Raw genomic sequence first — 15,944 nt, forward strand, 5'->3', positions numbered from 1 at the left:
GTGCCACCACTAACTCAATCGTTCTGCGGTTTTGATTACTACCACACGCGAGATGCTTCGACTACGCTCAGTATGACGTTCTGGTAGTGCGGCAGTACGTGATACAACAAATTTCGCCCTACTTTCTCCTACGTCCTACCTTTGCCCGGAATAAACTCCGCGCAAGATGCCCGCATACCGTCCCGAAGAAATTGAAAAGAAGTGGCAGGCCCACTGGAAAGCGCACAGCACTTTCCGCACCGAGAACCACTCCGATAAGCCCAAGTACTACGTGCTCGACATGTTCCCCTACCCCTCCGGGGCGGGCCTGCACGTGGGGCACCCCCTGGGCTACATTGCCTCCGACATCGTGACGCGGTACAAGCGCCTGCGCGGCTTCAACGTGCTGCATCCCATGGGTTTCGACTCCTTCGGCCTGCCCGCCGAGCAGTACGCCATCCAGACCGGCCAGCACCCGGCGCTCACCACCGAGAAGAACATTGAAACCTACGTGCAGCAGCTCAGCAGCCTCGGTTTCAGCTACGACTGGAGCCGCGAAGTGCGCACGTCGGATGCCTCGTACTACAAGTGGACGCAGTGGATTTTCCTCAAGCTGTTCAACTCCTGGTACAACCTCGACACCGACCGCGCCGAGCCCCTCACCGAGCTCACCGCCCGCTTTGCCGCCAGCGGCAGCGAGGGCATCCGCGCCGCCGGCGACGACGGCGACCGCCTCAGCTTCTCGGCCGGCCAGTGGGCTTTGTTCAGCGAAAAGCAGAAGCTGGCCGCCGTACTCCCCTACCGCCTCGCCTACCAGCAGGATACCTACGTGAACTGGTGCCCCGGCCTGGGCACGGTGCTCTCGAACGATGAGGTGAAGGACGGCTTGAGCGAGCGCGGCGGCTTCCCCGTCGAGCGCCGCCTCATGCCCCAGTGGAACCTGCGCATCACCGCCTACGCCGACCGCCTCCTGCAAGGCCTCGACCAGCTCGACTGGCCCGATGCCGTTAAGGAAATGCAGCGCAACTGGATTGGCAAGAGCATCGGGGCCGAGGTCACCTTCCCGGTGCAGGGCTCCGAAAACGCCCAAATCAAGGTCTACACCACCCGCGTCGACACCATTTACGGGGCCACCTTCCTGGTGCTGGCTCCCGAGCACGAGCTGGTGGACGAGCTCACCACGCCCGGCCAGCGCGCCGCCGTGGACGAGTATATCGCCGCCACCAAGCGCCGCTCGGAGCGCGACCGCATGACCGACGTGAAGGCCGTATCTGGTGTGTTCACCGGCGCGTATGCCCTGAACCCGGTGAACGGAGCCCCCGTGCCCATCTGGCTGGCCGACTACGTGCTGGCCGGCTACGGCACCGGCGCCGTGATGGCCGTGCCCAGCGGCGACCAGCGCGACTACCTCTTCGCCAAGCACTTCAACCTGCCCATCCCCGCCATTTCCGATGCCCAGCAGGGCCTCGACCAGCAGGCCGACCCCACCAAGGAAGGCCACTACATCAACTCCGGCATCATCAACGGCCTTACTTACAAGGAGGCCACGCAGAAGCTTATCGCCTTCCTCGAAGAGAAGGGCTTGGGCAAAGGCAAGGTGAATTTCCGCCAGCGCGACGCTATTTTCGGCCGCCAGCGCTACTGGGGCGAGCCCATTCCGATTTACTACAAGGACGGCACCGCCTACGGCATCGCCGAAAGCGACCTGCCGCTGGTGCTGCCCGAAATCGACGAATACAAGCCCACCGAAACCGGCGAGCCGCCCCTCGGCCGCGCGTCAGATTGGCTCTACAAAGGCAAATACCCCTACGAGCTGAGCACCATGCCCGGCTGGGCGGGCTCGTCGTGGTACTACCTCCGCTACATGGACCCCACCAACGAAGCCCGCTTCGTCTCGGAGGAAGCCGAGCAGTACTGGGGCAGCGTGGACCTCTACATGGGCGGGGCCGAGCACGCGACAGGACACCTGTTGTATGCGCGCTTCTGGTATTTGTTTTTGAAGGATTTGGGCCTCGTCAGCAGCGGCGAGCCGTTCCAGAAACTGATTAATCAGGGGATGATTCTGGGGCGGTCGAACTTCGTGTATCGAGTTAATATGCGTTGGGTTCAAACTGGTCCGACTACTGCCGGACATGAGGCTTTTGAACCGTTACCGTTTAGTCCACCGGTAATCTTAATTTCCAAAAGCAAAAAGGACGCTATTGATGCAGCTCAAGGAATGGCTTTTGAGCATACTGGAGAATTGGCTAAATCAGCTTATCAGCAAATAGGCGCGGTTACGAAGCGTTATTCCGACCAATTCAACGCGAATCATCCAGAAGCAGATTTGGCAGCTTTGGATTTTGAAAGCTTTACTCCGCTTCACGCCGATGTTAATCTAGTAGACAATGACATACTAGATGTTGAAGCTTTCAAGAACTGGCGTGAAGAATACGCTGATGCCGAGTTTATTCTTGAAGACAACGGCACTTATATCTGCGGTACAGAAGTCGAGAAAATGTCGAAGTCGAAATACAATGTTGTTAACCCCAACATTCTAATCGACAAATACGGCGCGGACGCGCTGCGCCTCTACGAAATGTTCCTCGGCCCGCTGGAGCAGTACAAGCCCTGGAACACCAACGGCATCAGCGGCGTGGGCGGCTTCCTCAAGAAGTTCTGGCGCCTCTTCCACCCCGAAGACGGGCCCCTTGCCCTCACCGACGAGCCGGCCACGCCCGCCGAGCTCAAGGTGCTGCACCGCGCCATCCAGAAGGTGCAGGAAGACATCGAGAAGTTCAGCTTCAACACCTCCGTCAGTTTGTTCATGATTACCGTGAACGAACTCACGGCCCTCAAGTGCCACAAGCGCGCTATCCTGGAGCCGCTGGTGCTGCTGGTGTCGCCCTACGCCCCGCACCTCGCCGAGGAGTTGTGGCAGGAACTGGGCCACGAGGCCGGCAGCATCAGCCACGCCGCCTACCCCGAGTTCCGCGAGGAATTCCTGGTGGAGGACACCGTGGTGTACCCGCTGGCCATCAACGGCAAGGTGCGCGAGCAGATGCAGTTTGCCGCCGCCGCCACCGCCGCCGAGATTGAAGCCGCCGTCCTGGCGTCGGATTTCCTGGCCAAGCACGGCGAAGGCAAAGCGGCCAAGAAGGTGATTGTGGTGCCCGGCCGCATGGTGAACGTGGTGGTGTAAATTCGAAAATTAATTCGCCATAAAAAAAGCCCGCTGGTAATTCCAGCGGGCTTTTTTTATGGCGAATTAATCCACTTGAAAAATGCTGGAATTTTATTTTTTAGCATAGCTGGCGGGTGAATGCTGCGGGTATCTTTGTCCGTATTTTATTCACCAACTTTTTTCATGAAAAAACTATTACCCTTTCTCTTGAGTGCCTTCTCCCTGGGTGCTCAAGCCCAAACGGCCCCGGCCTGGACCTGGGCAAAAATGCTCGCCAGCAGCAACCTGACCAGTGCCGGCACCATGACCACCGATGCCGCTGGCAATACCTACCTGGCGGGCAGTTTCAGCCAGCCGCTCACGCTGGCCCCCGGCACGGTCCTCACCACCAGTTCCGGCCAGGATGGTTTCGTGGCCAAGTATGATGCGACGGGCGCGCTGCTGTGGTCGCGGCAGCTGGCCGGTTTTTTCAACGATGGATTTCAGAAAGTCCTGATTGACGGCACCGGCAAAGTGACGCTGGTGGGCATGTCGAGCGATGGGGCGCTGCTGGGCAACACCACGTTTGCCAGCAACAGCTTCGGGCCGGTGGTGGTGCTCACCCAGCTCGATGCCCAGGGGGCGGTGCTTTCCATGACGGAGGTGGGCAGCGGTTCCCCCCTCATCCTGGCCGACCTGGCCCTGGATGCGGCCGGCAACAGCTACATCAGCGGGACGTTTGGCCTCAGTGCCACGTTTGGCAGCTTCACGCTCACCACGCCCGTGGTGGGCACCAGCGTGGCTTTCGACCAGTTTCTGGTCAAAATCTCGCCGCAGGGCACCCCGCTGTGGGCCCAGCAGGGCGGCCGGTCAGCAGCGCCGACCGGCACCGGCACCAATTTTTACTACAGCAGCCTGGCCGTAGAGCCCGGCGGCAACGTGTACCTCACCTGGACCTGCAATGCCAACGCCGCCGGCTTTGGCAACCTAACCATGCCCACCGGCTACGGCGACGCCGACATTGTGGTGGTGAAATACAACCCCCAGGGCACGCCGCAATGGTTGCAGCGGGCCGGCAGCGCCGGCCTCGACTATGCCGGCAACACCGCCCTCGACGCCAGCGGCCGGCTGGTAGTGCCGGGTTTCGTGGCAGGAAACGGCACCTTCGGCAGCCAGGCCCTGACCAGCCCGGCGGGCGTGCCCATCGGCTACGTGTGGGCGCTGACTCCGGCCACCGGAGCCAGCAGCTGGGTGCGCGGCTTGAGCGGCACCGTGGGCGCCGCCTACCGGGGCGTGACGGCCGATGCAGCCGGCAACATCTACGCCGCCGGGCAGTTCAGCGGCCAGGGCACTCTGGGTGCCGCTACGATGGCCAACGCCGGCGGCCTCGATGGGTTGATTGTGAGCTACTCCGCCGCCGGCAACGTGCAGTGGTCGGCTAAAACCGGCGGTGTCGGCGACGAATCGCCGCTGTACGTATCGCTCGATGGCACCAACCGCCTAGCGGTGGCCGGTATCCTGAACGGGGCCGGCTTGTTTGGCACCACCGCCCTCACCGGCCAAAATGCTCCCGTTGGAAATCTTTTCGTGGCTCACCTGGGCACGGTGGTCACGGCCACGCGCGGGGCGCAGCCGGTGGCTCCGCTGGCCCTCTACCCCAACCCCGCCACGGCCACCGAATCGGTCAATTTGCCGCAGTTGCCGGCCGGCACTTCCCTCACCCTCACCGATGCGCTGGGCCGGGTGGTGCGGCAGCCAGCGGGTGCCAGCTTGTTATTGGCGGGCCTGGCAACGGGCGTGTACGTGGTGCAAGCCACGGCTCCCAACGGCCAGCAGTGGACCAATCGCCTCGTGGTGAAGTAAGGCTGTTTATTTCTCCTAATAAAAAAAGGGACTACCGAATTCGGTAGTCCCTTTTTTTTATGGGAAACAATGGGGGCCGGTGTTTATTTTCTGAGGTAGCGTGGCAGCCTCTTTTCACAGGCAAGCAGTAGGTTTGTTATCCAATAATTTCTCGTTTGTAAATGACTAATTTTTCCTGGCTGCATTTCATATTCCTTCGCATCTGGCGACAGGTTTTCGGAGCAATGGCCACCGGGCTGGCGGTGTTGCTGAGTTTTGGCAGCGCCGCCCAGAACCTGAATGCCCCTGACGCCGGACCGCTGCTCACGCCCGAGCAATTCCTGGGCTATAAGCTGGGTGCGCAGTTCACGCCCCACGCCGAGCTGCTACGCTACGTGGCCCACATCACCGCCCACACGCCCGGCCGCATGAAGCTGGTGCGCTACGGCAGCACCTACGAGAAGCGCCCGCTGGAAGTGGTGCAGATTGCCAGCGCGGAAACCTTTGGCCGGCTCGAAGACGTGCGCCATAACAACCTGCGCCTCGCCGGCCTCGAAAGCGGCAGCGCCCAGCGCCAACTGCCCGGCGTGTGCTGGCTAAGCTACAACGTACACGGCAACGAAGCGGTGAGCTCCGAAGCCGTGATGCAGGTGCTCTACGACCTGGCTAACCCGCAGGACCAGCAGATGCAGGACTGGCTAAAAAACACCGTCGTTGTAGTCGACCCCTGCATCAACCCCGACGGCCACGACCGGTACGTGAACTGGTACAACCGCGTGCGCAACCAGTCCATCAACGCTGCCCCCGATTCCTGGGAGCACCATGAGCCCTGGCCCGGTGGCCGCTACAATCACTACTACTTCGACCTGAACCGCGACTGGGCCTGGCAAACCCAGCAGGAAACCCGCCAGCGCATTGCCCTCTACAACCAGTGGCTGCCCGAGGTCCACGCCGATTTCCACGAAATGGGCCCGAACAACACCTACTACTTCTCCCCCGCCGCCAAGCCCTACCACGCCGACCTCACGGCCTGGCAGCGCAAGTTCCAGGGCGTGCTGGGCGACTACAACAAGGTAGCCTTCGACAAGAATAACTGGCTGTACTTCACCCGCGAAGTCTATGACCTCTACGCGCCCACCTACGGCGACACTTGGCCTAGCTTCAACGGTGCCATCGGCATGACCTATGAGCAGGGCGGCGGCGGCCCTGCCGGCGTTGCCTACGCCCGCCTCGACGGCGACACCCTGACGCTGGCCCAGCGCATTGCGCACCACCACGCCGCCAGCCGCGCCACCATCCAGGCCACCGCCGAGCGGCACGATGACCTGGTGCGTGAGTTCCAGAGCTACTTCGCCAACGCCGCCAGCAAGCCCCAGGGCGAGTTCAAAAGCTACGTGATGGCGGCCGGCAACGACCCCGGCCAGCTCCGCGCCTTCACCCAGTACCTCGACCGCAATCAGATTCGCTACGGCTACGCCCCGAAGCGCACCAAAACTCGCGGCTTCAACTACACCACTGGCAAAACCGGCGACGTCACCATTGAGCCCCGTGACGTGGTTATCAGCATGTACCAGCCCAAATCGACGCTGGTGAAGGTGCTGTTTGAGCCAAAATCACAGCTTGAAGATTCTCTTACCTACGACATCACGTCCTGGGCCCTGCCTTACGCCTTCGGTCTGAAATCTTACGCCGTAGCCGGCCGCCTCGACGCCTCAGCCAGCGTGCCCGCCACGGCCAGCGTGAAGGGCAGCGCCGCCACCGCCGACCGTCCCTACGCCTACCTCGCCCGCTGGAATAGCCTGCAGGACGTGCGCTTCCTCAGCCGCCTGCTGCAACAGAAGGTGAAGGTGCGCTACGCCGAAAAAGCCTTCGAGTCAGAAGGCCAGCAGTACGCCCCCGGTACTCTCATCATCACCCGCACCGGCAACGAGGGCCTCGGGGCGCGGTTCGACCAGTTGGTGCGCGCCCAGGCCGACTCGGCCGGCACCACCGTCATGGCCGTGAAATCGGGCTTTTCAACCTCGGGGCGTGATTTGGGCTCCAGTTCGGTACACTTCGTGAAGCAGCCGAACGTGGCCGTAGTGGCCGGCCCCGGCGTGGATGCCACCGCCTTTGGTGAGGTCTGGCACTTCTTCGAGCAGCAGCTTGGCTACCCGCTCACGGTGCTCGGCACCGACTACCTCAGCCGCGTGTCGCTGAATAAGTACGACGTCCTCATCCTGCCCAATGGCGGCTACGCCGACGTGTACAACGACCGCAACCTCGAAAGCCTGAAAGCCTGGGTGCGCGACGGCGGCCGCCTCATCGCCCTCGAAGGTGCGGCCAAATTCCTATCCAGCAAAAAGGACTTCCTGCTAAAACCCAAAACCACCGATTCCACCGCCATTAAAAAAGACCTGAAGGCCAACCCCTACCGCCTGCTACGCCGCTACGGCGACGCCGAGCGCGAGGAAGCCGAAGACGCCGTGCAGGGCAGCATCTACCGCGTGCAACTCGACAATACTCACCCGCTGGCCTTCGGCTACGGCGACACCTACTTCGCCCTGGTGCGCAACCCGCTCAACTACAACTTCCTGGGCAAAGGCGGCTGGAACGTAGGCGTCATCAAAAAGGACAGTTATTCAGCCGGTTTCACCGGCACCAAGGCCCGCAAGGAGCTTGCTGATACGTTTGTAGTCGGCACCCAGGATTTGGGCCGCGGCTCGGTAGTGTATCTGGGTGACAACCCGTTGTTCCGCGCCTTCTGGCAGAGCGGGAAACTGATGTTTGGCAACGCCGTTTTCTTGGTCGGGCAGTAACACACGTAGCTTGGACTCTGCGAGTCCGAGCCGCGAGCAGAGCGAGCATCTCGCGTCTGAATTTATTCGGTTCCAGATGCTCGCTACGCTTGCGGCTCGGACTCGCAGAGTCCAAGCTACATTTCCAGCGTCGCCTTTACGGCCTTCGGCAACGAGGCCCGCACCAGGTCATATGAGTGGTCAATCAACTCGCGCAGTTGACTTTCTGGGGCTCCCGTGCCGATGAGCACCGTGTTCCAATGCTTCTTGTTCATGTGGTAGCCGGGCCGCACGTAGTCGTGCGCTTCGCGTAGCTCCTCGGCGCGCTCGGGGTCGCATTTCAGGTTGATGCTGCCGAATGTGTCGATATCAGTCAGGGCAAACACTTTGCCGCCGACTTTAAACACCAGCGTTTCGGGGCCGAAGGGCGTTTCTTCGGTCACGCCGGCTTTCAGCAGGCAGTAGTCGCGGAAATCCTCAATATTCATCCTACCCTGGACTACAGCACGTAACGGAACAGCATCACCACCAGGCACACCAGAAACATAGCCAAGCTGAGCTTATTGATGAAGTGCATGGTCTTCAGGTTGAAGTTGTTCTTGCGGTTGGGGTCGTTTTTCCGGAAATAGTAGCCGAGGACCGGGCCGAAATTGAAGAGGTTTTTGCCGTTCATATCAAAGCAAGTTTGGGAGTAGCTAAGGTAACACCCGCCGCGCCAGAAAGATTTGCAATGCGGCCGGCTTTCCCTCGTCGTTGAGCATCCTTAAACCTCGAAACGCATGAAGTTTTTTCCGCTCCTGTTGCTGCTGGTGGCCGCTGCGCCCGCCGCCCACGCCCAAAAAGCCCTCTCCGAAACCGAGGCCGTGAAGCAAATCGTCACTGCCTTTTTCGACGGTATGCGGCGCGGCGACAGCACCGCCGTGCGCCGCACGCTGGCCCCGGCGGCGGTATTCCACGGTTTTAGCGGCAAGCCGGGCCAGCCGCCCACGCTGGAAATCGAAGCCATCAACGGCTTCCTGAAAGCCGTGGGCACGCCCCACCCCGAAATATGGGACGAGCGGGTGCAATTCGAGCGGGTGCTAATTGATGCCAATCTGGCCAGCGTGTGGGCTCCCTACGAGTTCTACCTAGGCAGCAAATTCAGCCACTGCGGCTACGACTCGTTCCAGTTGGTGAAGCTAGCCGACGGCTGGAAAATCGCGCATATTATCGATACGCGGCGCAAGGAGAAGTGTAAGTAGCTTATTGATTCAACTATCCGCAGCATGTTAATTATCATCGAATTATGCTCATAATGCGCTGATTGAGGCCACAGAATTCTACGCTAATTTCACTATACTCTTCAACATCGGTAAGACAAATACCTCCGTCGCATTCAAGAATTTCACCAAGTGAAAAAAGCCCTGTTAATTCTAAATCTGCTAATGCCTGCCAATCGGGCGCTTGCGTATTTGCGCGGAAAAAGGACTGGAAATCCGAGAAATAAGCCGGCGAAGGCTGAAGTATTCCCCCGACTATACCCATTGAGTCATCAATAATTTTTGAATCAACTATTCCCAGCTTGATTGAGCCTGCAAAAAGCTGGATTTCCATGCTGAGGAAAATAATTACGCCCCCACCGGCTCGCCCAACACCTCCTTCTCAATCCAGCGCCCGTCCTCGCGCATGAGCTCAATCAGGTCGTCCACGGCTCGTTCCTCGGGCACCGATTTCTTGATGACTTCCTGGCCACGGTAGAGGGAAATTTTGCCCTTGCCCACGCCCACGTAGCCGTAGTCGGCATCGGCCATTTCGCCAGGGCCGTTCACGATGCAGCCCATGATGCCGATTTTGATGCCCTTGAGGTGGTCGGTGCGCTTGCGAATCATGGCCGTGGTTTCCTGCAAATCGAACAGGGTGCGGCCGCAGCTGGGGCAACTGATGTATTCGGTTTTGCTCATGCGGGTGCGGGCCGCCTGCAGGATGCCGAACGAGAGCTGGTTGAGGCCGCTCACCGTATCGAGCCATTCCTCCTGCGAGCGGTTGCTCAGCAGCTCCACGCCCAGCACCACGCCATCGCCCAGGCCATCGATGAGCAGGCCGCCCACGTCGGTGGCCGCGTCGAGCTGGGTTTGCTCCACAGGTTGGTCAGGAAACGAGCGGGCGATGACCACCGGGCAGGTTACTTCGTGCTTCATCAGCTCGAAGAAGGCCCGGCGCAGTTCCGGCATGGCGTGGGCGTTGGTGGTGTGCAGCACCAGCACCACGGTCGTATCCTGCCGCAGCTGTTGTAGCATGGCCGCATCAAGCGCATCGAGGCTGATGAGCAGGAAATTGAGCTGCGGATGCCGCGGCCCATCCTCCACGTAGCGGTCGGCGGTGAGCACCGGGAAGTGGTGCGGGCGGCTGCCCGCATCGCGCCAGGCCGAGTACGTCACGATTTCCTTGAGACCGTTGGGGAGCATAAACGGCACCGGACGTTCGCCGCTGAACACGTAGTCGGCCCCGTGGTCGGCCATCTGAAACTTGTCCAGAAACGGCGAATACAAATGGCCCACGGCGCTCAGGTCGGCATACTCCACGCGGGGCAGGCGGGCAATGCTCACGATGACGCGCGGCACATTCTGCCCTCCAAAATTGGCCACCTCGTGCGTGTGGCGGCGGAAATACTGGAACGGATTTATCGGCACCTCCCCTTCCAGCGGCTTAATGGGCTGGGCCTGCGCGGCGCGGCCGATGTAGCGGTCAATCAGCATGCGGGCCACCGGGGCTTCGGCCTCGGGCGCTTCGGTGAGCGACACGCGGACGGTATCGCCGAGGCCATCTTCCAGAAGGGTGCCGATGCCCACGGCACTCTTGATGCGGCCGTCTTCGGCCTCGCCGGCTTCGGTCACGCCCAGGTGCAGCGGGTAGGGTTGCAGGCCTTCCTCATCGAGCTTCTGCACCAGCAGGCGGTAGGCCTGCACCATCACCTGGGTGTTGCTGGCTTTCATGCTTAGCACCACGTCGTAGTAGTTTTCTTCCTCGCAGAGGCGCAGGAATTCCAGCGCCGACTCCACCATGCCGAGCGGGGTGTCGCCGTAGCGGCTCAGAATGCGGTCACTCAGCGAGCCGTGGTTGGTGCCGATGCGCATGGCCGTGCCGTGCTGCTTGCAAATCTGGACCAGCGGCCGGAACCGCTCGCGGATGCGTTCAACCTCGGCCGCGTAGGTGGCATCGGTGTATTCAATCTCCTCAAATTTCTTTTTATCGGCATAGTTACCGGGATTCACGCGCACTTTCTCCACGATGCGGGCGGCCAGCTCGGCGGCATTGGGCGTGAAGTGGATGTCGGCGATGAGGGGCACGTTGCAGCCGCGCTTGCGCAGCTCTTTCTTGATTTCCAGCAGGTTCTGGGCCTCCTTCATGCTGGGCGCGGTAATGCGCACGTATTCGCAGCCGGCTTCCACCATGCGCAGCGTCTGCTCCACCGAGCCCATGGTGTCCATCGTATCCACGGTGGTCATGCTCTGCACGCGAATGGGGTAGTCGCCGCCCATCGGCACGCCGCCAATGTTGACCACGCGCGATACGCGGCGCTTGTATTCGGTGAGGCTGGGGCAATACGTCTTATTCATGAGGCAAAAACTAGGGTCGGCAGGCGAAAGTTGCGCGGTAGCGCAAAGGTAAAGCGGTAACGGGCGGCCGCGTGGCGCACATGCGCAATGTCGGGGAGCGGAAGAAGCTTGCGAGCCGGCCTGATTTCCGTTTGAAGCGTTGGCCGCCATCGCCCCAGACGGCCGCCGGGCCTGCCTCAACGGTAAGCAGATTTAGCTCCTAACGTTTTTCATATTAGGTATTTGCAGATAATCCACCCCCAACCGCAGCGCAAAAAACGGGTATATAGTAAAATGCAGCGAGCTGCCTGCTGAGCTGTTCCCGTTCCATTGGTGCGCATCAACATGGAAACCGAGGCTTCCACTACGCCGCCCGCGCCGACCTACTGGCTCACGCGCTTCGTCATTTTGCGCCTATTGGGCTCATTGTATGCGGTGGCATTTCTGGTGGCCATCAATCAGATTGTGCCGCTAATTGGGGAACATGGGCTGCTGCCGGTGGGGCTTTTTCTGAAGCGAGCAAGCGTAGTGCTGGGGTCGGCGGGTGCGGGCTTTGTGCGGCTGCCGTCCATTTTCTGGCTCGGCCATTCCGATGCGGCTTTGCTGACGGCGGCTTGGCTGGGATTCGGGCTTTCCTGCATTGTCGCGGCCGGCTATGCCAACGCGCTGCTACTGGCGGTGCTGTGGGGGCTGTACATGTCCTTCGTGCACGTGGGGCAGGAATGGTATAGCTACGGCTGGGAAATTCAGCTGACCGAAACCGGGTTTCTGGCCATTTTTCTGTGCCCTTTGCTCGATGGGCGGCCTTTTCCGAAGTATGCTCCACCCATGCCCATCATCGTGCTGTTTCGCTGGGTGGTGGTGCGCGTCATGCTCGGGGCCGGGCTCATCAAGGTGCGCGGCGATGACGTCTGGCGCAACAGCACCGCGCTTTACTACCACTTCGAAACCCAGCCCATACCCGGCCCGCTGAGCCGGTGGTTCCACTTTTTGCCACGCGCGGCCCTGCGACTGGGCGTGTGGTTCAACTGGCTGGCCGAGTTGCTGGCACCCTGTTTTGCTTTCGGACCGCGCGTGGCCCGGCATGCGGCTGGCGTAGTCATGATACTGTTTCAGACAACCCTAATTCTGAGCGGCAACCTGTCATTTTTGAACTGGCTGACCATCGTGCCGGCCCTCGCTTGTTTCGACGACGGCTTCTGGGCCAAGTTGCTGCCCCAGCCGCTGGTACGCCGGGCTGCGGCTGCGGCGGCGCAGGCCGAGGAATCGCGCCCCATGCGCACCACGGCCTGGGTGGTCACGGCGATTGTCACCCTGCTCAGCATCCGGCCGGCGCTGAACATGGTTTCGCCGGGCCAAATCATGAACACCTCTTTCGACCCGCTGGATTTGGTGAACACCTACGGAGCCTTCGGCACAGTGGGCCGGGAGCGGCTGAACGTGGTATTTGAAGGCACCCGCGACACCATTCCCAACGACAGCGCCACCTGGCAGCCCTACCCCTACAAAGGCCTCCCTGTGGCCCTTGACCAACGCCCGCCCCAAATCGCGCCCTACCAACTGCGGCTCGACTGGCAGATGTGGTTTGCCGCTATGGCCTCGCCTGCCGATTATCCTTGGACGGTAAATCTGGTGTCGAAACTCCTGCACAACGACCCCAACGCGGTCAGTTTATTTGCCCGCAACCCGTTTCCCGGCCAGCCGCCGCGCTATATTCGGGCCGTGCGGTACCGCTACAAGTTTGCCCGGCCCGATAACCCGCAGGGCCAGTGGTGGCAGCGGGAACGGGTTGATATGTGGCTGGTGCCGCTGTCGGCCGATGACCCGCGTTTGGTTGAGTTCCTGCGACGGTCGGGCTGGGGACCTTAAGCCGGGAAACCTCTCGCTCCTTTGCCTCAAACCCAATCCCGTACTGCATGAGCACGCCCACCTATGATGCCGTCGTCGTCGGTTCCGGCCCCAACGGGCTGGCGGCGGCCATCGTGCTACAGCAAGCGGGGTTGTCGGTATTGCTGCTCGAAGGCAAAAAGAAAATCGGCGGCGGCCTGCGCACGGCCGAACTGACGCTGCCCGGTTTTCACCACGATATCTGCTCGGCCATTCACCCGCTGGCGGCGGCTTCGCCCTTTTTTCAGACGCTGCCGCTGGCGCGCTACGGGCTCAAGTACATTACGCCGCCCGTGGCCGCCGCGCACCCGTTCGACGACGGCACTGCTGCCATTGCGGCTTCTCTGACCGATACCGCCCGTAGCCTCGGCTCTGATGCCGCTGCTTATGAGCGCCTGCTCGGCCCGTTTGTAGCCCAGTGGCCCAACATTGCCAACGACGTGCTGGCCCCGCTGCATTTCCCCCGGCACCCGCTCGATATGGCTCGTTTTGGCCTCTCGGCGCTGCTACCGGCCACGATGCTGGCGCGACGCTTCACGGGTGAAAAAGCCAAAGGCTTGCTGGCCGGCATGGCCGCCCACGCCATCCAGCCATTGAGCAACCTGACCACTTCCGCCATTGCGTTGGTGCTGCTGATTGCGGCCCACCGCGGCGGCTGGCCAATGCCCAAAGGCGGCTCCCAAGCAATTGCCGATGCGCTGGTGGCGCATTTCGTGGCCCTGGGCGGACGGGTTGAAACCGGCACGTCTGTGCGTTCACTGGCGCAGCTGCCGTCGGCGCGGGCCGTGCTTTTTGATGTGACCCCAGCGCAGCTGCTTCAGATTGCCGGGCATAGCCTGTCGAGTATTTACCAGTGGCAGTTGCGGCGCTACCGCTACGGCATGGGGGTCTTCAAAATCGACTGGGCACTGGCCGAACCAATTCCCTTCACCGCGCCTGAATGTGCCCGGGCCGGCACTATCCATTTGGGCAATACGCTGGCCGAAATCGCCGCCAGCGAACAAGCCACCTCACGCGGCCAGCACTCAGAAAAGCCCTTTGTGCTGCTGGCCCAGCAAAGCCTCTTCGACGCCACTCGCGCTCCGGCCGGGCGGCACACCGCCTGGGCCTACTGCCACGTCCCCAACGGCTCGCGCCAGAACATGACCGCCGCCATCGAGCGCCAAGTCGAACGCTTTGCACCCGGCTTTCGGGAGCGCATTCTGGCCCGCCACACTTTCGACACCGCCCAGATGGAGGAATACAACCCCAACTATGTGGGCGGCGACATCAACGGCGGACGATTGGACATCAGCCAGTTATTCACGCGCCCGGCGCTACGGGCATCGCCCTACCGCACCTCGCAACGCGGGCTATATTTGTGTTCCTCGGCCACACCACCCGGCGGGGGCGTGCACGGCATGTGCGGCTATTACGCCGCCCGCCGCGCCCTGCGCGATGTATTTCGGCTGCCCGCGCCGCCGCTGTATGGGGCGTAAATCAGGGCCGGGCGCAACTTCCGGCCGCACTTGCCTGTCTGTGGAGGAACGCCCCCGCTGCTCATATTTAATGCGTCTGATAAAAATCCTTGTTCTGGGCGGCAGCTTGCTCTGCTCCGCCTCTGCATTTGCCCAGCAGATAACTGTCATCCGATTTCCGGAGCTGCAAAAGCGCCTGGCACGGCCTACGGACACGACCTACGTGGTGAATTTCTGGGCTACCTGGTGCGCGCCCTGTGTGAAAGAATTGCCCAATTTCGAGCAGCTGCGCGTGGCTAATGCTACCAAAAAAGTAAAAATCCTGCTCGTAAGCTTGGACTACGCTTCGCAACTCGACAAGAAGGTGAAACCCTTCGTGAAGCAGCGCGGCCTGAAATCGGAGGTGCTGCTACTGAACGAGCCCGACCCCAACGAATGGATTTCCAAAGTGGACGTCAAATGGTCAGGTGCGCTACCCTTTACCCTGATTTTCAACAACAAGACCAAACGCCGCGCCACCTTCGAGCGCGAGCTGTCAGCCGCCGAGCTCCAGGCAGCCCTGAAAAACATTCAGCAATAACTATCTTTAAAGAACACCCCGCAATCTCTTTGAGCCATGAAAAAAGCCCTGACATTCCTCGCCCTCTGCTTCATATTACTGAGCAGCTTCGTGTTGCGCCCACTGGCCGACGGATACAAAGTCGGAGATAAAGCCGCCGATTTCAAGCTAAAAAACATCGACGGCAAAATGGTGTCGCTGGCTGATAACAAAGCTGCCAAAGGCTACATTGTGGTATTCACCTGCAACACCTGCCCTTTCGCCAAAGCCTACGAAAGCCGCATCATCGACTTGAACACCAAATATGCGCCGCTGGGCTACCCCGTGGTAGCCATCAACCCCAACGACCCGGCCGTGGCCCCCAGCGACTCCTACGCTGCCATGCAAAGCAAGAAATACGCCTTCCCCTACCTGCAGGACGAGTCGCAGCAAGTGGCCAAAACCTACGGTGCCACGCGCACGCCGCACCTCTTCGTGCTCACCCGTAAGGGGACGGATTTTGTGGTGTCCTACATCGGGGCCATCGACGATAATTCGGAAGACGCTAAACTGGCGAAAACCAAGTACGTGGAAAATGCCATGACGGAAATTCTGGCCGTCAAGCCCGCCACTACCAGCGAAACCAAGGCCATCGGCTGCGGCATTAAATGGAAGCGGGCGTAAGCGTTTAGCTTTTCATTAAAGCAAAAAGGCCCGTTCCAAACGATATGGAACGGGCCTTTTTGC

General features: G+C 60.7%; 12 protein-coding genes. 8 read left to right on the forward strand and 4 right to left on the reverse strand.

Annotated elements, in window-relative coordinates; translation table 11 throughout:
• Nucleotides 1–166: 166 nt before the first annotated feature.
• The 3 genes from ACYU70_RS04005 (at nucleotide 167) to ACYU70_RS04015 (ending at nucleotide 7,761) form a co-directional block, all read left to right on the forward strand.
• Nucleotides 167–3,160, forward strand: a complete 2,994-nt coding sequence (locus ACYU70_RS04005; protein WP_342296483.1) for a leucine--tRNA ligase — start codon at nucleotides 167–169, stop codon at nucleotides 3,158–3,160.
• 165 nt (nucleotides 3,161–3,325) lie between these two features.
• Complete coding sequence (locus ACYU70_RS04010; RefSeq protein ID WP_342296482.1) at nucleotides 3,326–4,984, forward strand: T9SS type A sorting domain-containing protein; 1,659 nt, start codon at nucleotides 3,326–3,328, stop codon at nucleotides 4,982–4,984.
• A 161-nt stretch (nucleotides 4,985–5,145) separates the two neighbouring features.
• On the forward strand, nucleotides 5,146–7,761 hold the full coding sequence (locus tag ACYU70_RS04015) for a M14 family metallopeptidase (RefSeq protein WP_342296481.1): 2,616 nt from the start codon (nucleotides 5,146–5,148) through the stop codon (nucleotides 7,759–7,761).
• 116 nt (nucleotides 7,762–7,877) lie between these two features.
• Here the strand turns inward: ACYU70_RS04015 and ACYU70_RS04020 are convergent, their stop codons facing one another.
• Both ACYU70_RS04020 and ACYU70_RS04025 read right to left on the reverse strand, forming a co-directional pair.
• On the reverse strand, nucleotides 7,878–8,228 hold the full coding sequence (locus ACYU70_RS04020) for an MmcQ/YjbR family DNA-binding protein (protein ID WP_342296480.1): 351 nt from the start codon (nucleotides 8,226–8,228) through the stop codon (nucleotides 7,878–7,880).
• A gap of 11 nt (nucleotides 8,229–8,239) precedes the next feature.
• Nucleotides 8,240–8,413, reverse strand: coding sequence for a DUF6728 family protein (locus ACYU70_RS04025; protein ID WP_198068543.1), 174 nt, complete (start codon nucleotides 8,411–8,413; stop codon nucleotides 8,240–8,242).
• A gap of 106 nt (nucleotides 8,414–8,519) precedes the next feature.
• Here ACYU70_RS04025 and ACYU70_RS04030 point away from each other — a divergent pair, with 106 nt between their 5' ends.
• Nucleotides 8,520–8,981, forward strand: coding sequence for a YybH family protein (locus ACYU70_RS04030; protein ID WP_342296479.1), 462 nt, complete (start codon nucleotides 8,520–8,522; stop codon nucleotides 8,979–8,981).
• A gap of 34 nt (nucleotides 8,982–9,015) precedes the next feature.
• Here ACYU70_RS04030 and ACYU70_RS04035 read toward each other — a convergent pair whose 3' ends face one another.
• Together ACYU70_RS04035 and ispG are read right to left on the reverse strand one after the other, a co-directional pair.
• Complete coding sequence (locus tag ACYU70_RS04035) at nucleotides 9,016–9,333, reverse strand: hypothetical protein (RefSeq protein ID WP_342296478.1); 318 nt, start codon at nucleotides 9,331–9,333, stop codon at nucleotides 9,016–9,018.
• Between the two features lie 14 nt (nucleotides 9,334–9,347).
• Nucleotides 9,348–11,336 (reverse strand): (E)-4-hydroxy-3-methylbut-2-enyl-diphosphate synthase, encoded by a 1,989-nt coding sequence (ispG, locus tag ACYU70_RS04040; protein WP_342296477.1) that lies wholly within the window; start codon nucleotides 11,334–11,336, stop codon nucleotides 9,348–9,350.
• Nucleotides 11,337–11,660: 324 nt separating this feature from the next.
• Here ispG and ACYU70_RS04045 point away from each other — a divergent pair, with 324 nt between their 5' ends.
• From ACYU70_RS04045 to ACYU70_RS04060, 4 genes are all read left to right on the forward strand, one after another.
• Nucleotides 11,661–13,184, forward strand: a complete 1,524-nt coding sequence (locus ACYU70_RS04045) for a lipase maturation factor family protein (RefSeq protein WP_342296476.1) — start codon at nucleotides 11,661–11,663, stop codon at nucleotides 13,182–13,184.
• 47 nt (nucleotides 13,185–13,231) lie between these two features.
• On the forward strand, nucleotides 13,232–14,680 hold the full coding sequence (locus ACYU70_RS04050) for a phytoene desaturase family protein (protein WP_342296475.1): 1,449 nt from the start codon (nucleotides 13,232–13,234) through the stop codon (nucleotides 14,678–14,680).
• A gap of 70 nt (nucleotides 14,681–14,750) precedes the next feature.
• Nucleotides 14,751–15,239 carry a TlpA family protein disulfide reductase gene (locus tag ACYU70_RS04055; RefSeq protein WP_342296474.1) on the forward strand — a complete coding sequence of 163 codons (489 nt, stop codon included), beginning with the start codon at nucleotides 14,751–14,753 and terminating at the stop codon, nucleotides 15,237–15,239.
• A gap of 36 nt (nucleotides 15,240–15,275) precedes the next feature.
• Entirely contained in the window at nucleotides 15,276–15,881 is a 606-nt protein-coding gene (locus ACYU70_RS04060) for a thioredoxin family protein (protein ID WP_342296473.1), read from the forward strand.
• The last annotated feature ends 63 nt before the right edge of the window (nucleotides 15,882–15,944 follow it).

Source organism: Hymenobacter segetis, assembly GCF_054776495.1.

What these genes read in the sequence shown, in the direction of transcription:
- ACYU70_RS04005 (WP_342296483.1), top strand. Translation starts at nt 167, where the DNA reads ATGCCCGCATACCGTCCCGAAGAAATTGAAAAGAAGTGGCAGGCCCAC.
- ACYU70_RS04010 (WP_342296482.1), top strand. Translation starts at nt 3,326, where the DNA reads ATGAAAAAACTATTACCCTTTCTCTTGAGTGCCTTCTCCCTGGGTGCT.
- ACYU70_RS04015 (WP_342296481.1), top strand. Translation starts at nt 5,146, where the DNA reads ATGACTAATTTTTCCTGGCTGCATTTCATATTCCTTCGCATCTGGCGA.
- ACYU70_RS04020 (WP_342296480.1), bottom strand. Translation starts at nt 8,228, where the DNA reads ATGAATATTGAGGATTTCCGCGACTACTGCCTGCTGAAAGCCGGCGTG.
- ACYU70_RS04025 (WP_198068543.1), bottom strand. Translation starts at nt 8,413, where the DNA reads ATGAACGGCAAAAACCTCTTCAATTTCGGCCCGGTCCTCGGCTACTAT.
- ACYU70_RS04030 (WP_342296479.1), top strand. Translation starts at nt 8,520, where the DNA reads ATGAAGTTTTTTCCGCTCCTGTTGCTGCTGGTGGCCGCTGCGCCCGCC.
- ACYU70_RS04035 (WP_342296478.1), bottom strand. Translation starts at nt 9,333, where the DNA reads ATGGAAATCCAGCTTTTTGCAGGCTCAATCAAGCTGGGAATAGTTGAT.
- ispG (WP_342296477.1), bottom strand. Translation starts at nt 11,336, where the DNA reads ATGAATAAGACGTATTGCCCCAGCCTCACCGAATACAAGCGCCGCGTA.
- ACYU70_RS04045 (WP_342296476.1), top strand. Translation starts at nt 11,661, where the DNA reads ATGGAAACCGAGGCTTCCACTACGCCGCCCGCGCCGACCTACTGGCTC.
- ACYU70_RS04050 (WP_342296475.1), top strand. Translation starts at nt 13,232, where the DNA reads ATGAGCACGCCCACCTATGATGCCGTCGTCGTCGGTTCCGGCCCCAAC.
- ACYU70_RS04055 (WP_342296474.1), top strand. Translation starts at nt 14,751, where the DNA reads ATGCGTCTGATAAAAATCCTTGTTCTGGGCGGCAGCTTGCTCTGCTCC.
- ACYU70_RS04060 (WP_342296473.1), top strand. Translation starts at nt 15,276, where the DNA reads ATGAAAAAAGCCCTGACATTCCTCGCCCTCTGCTTCATATTACTGAGC.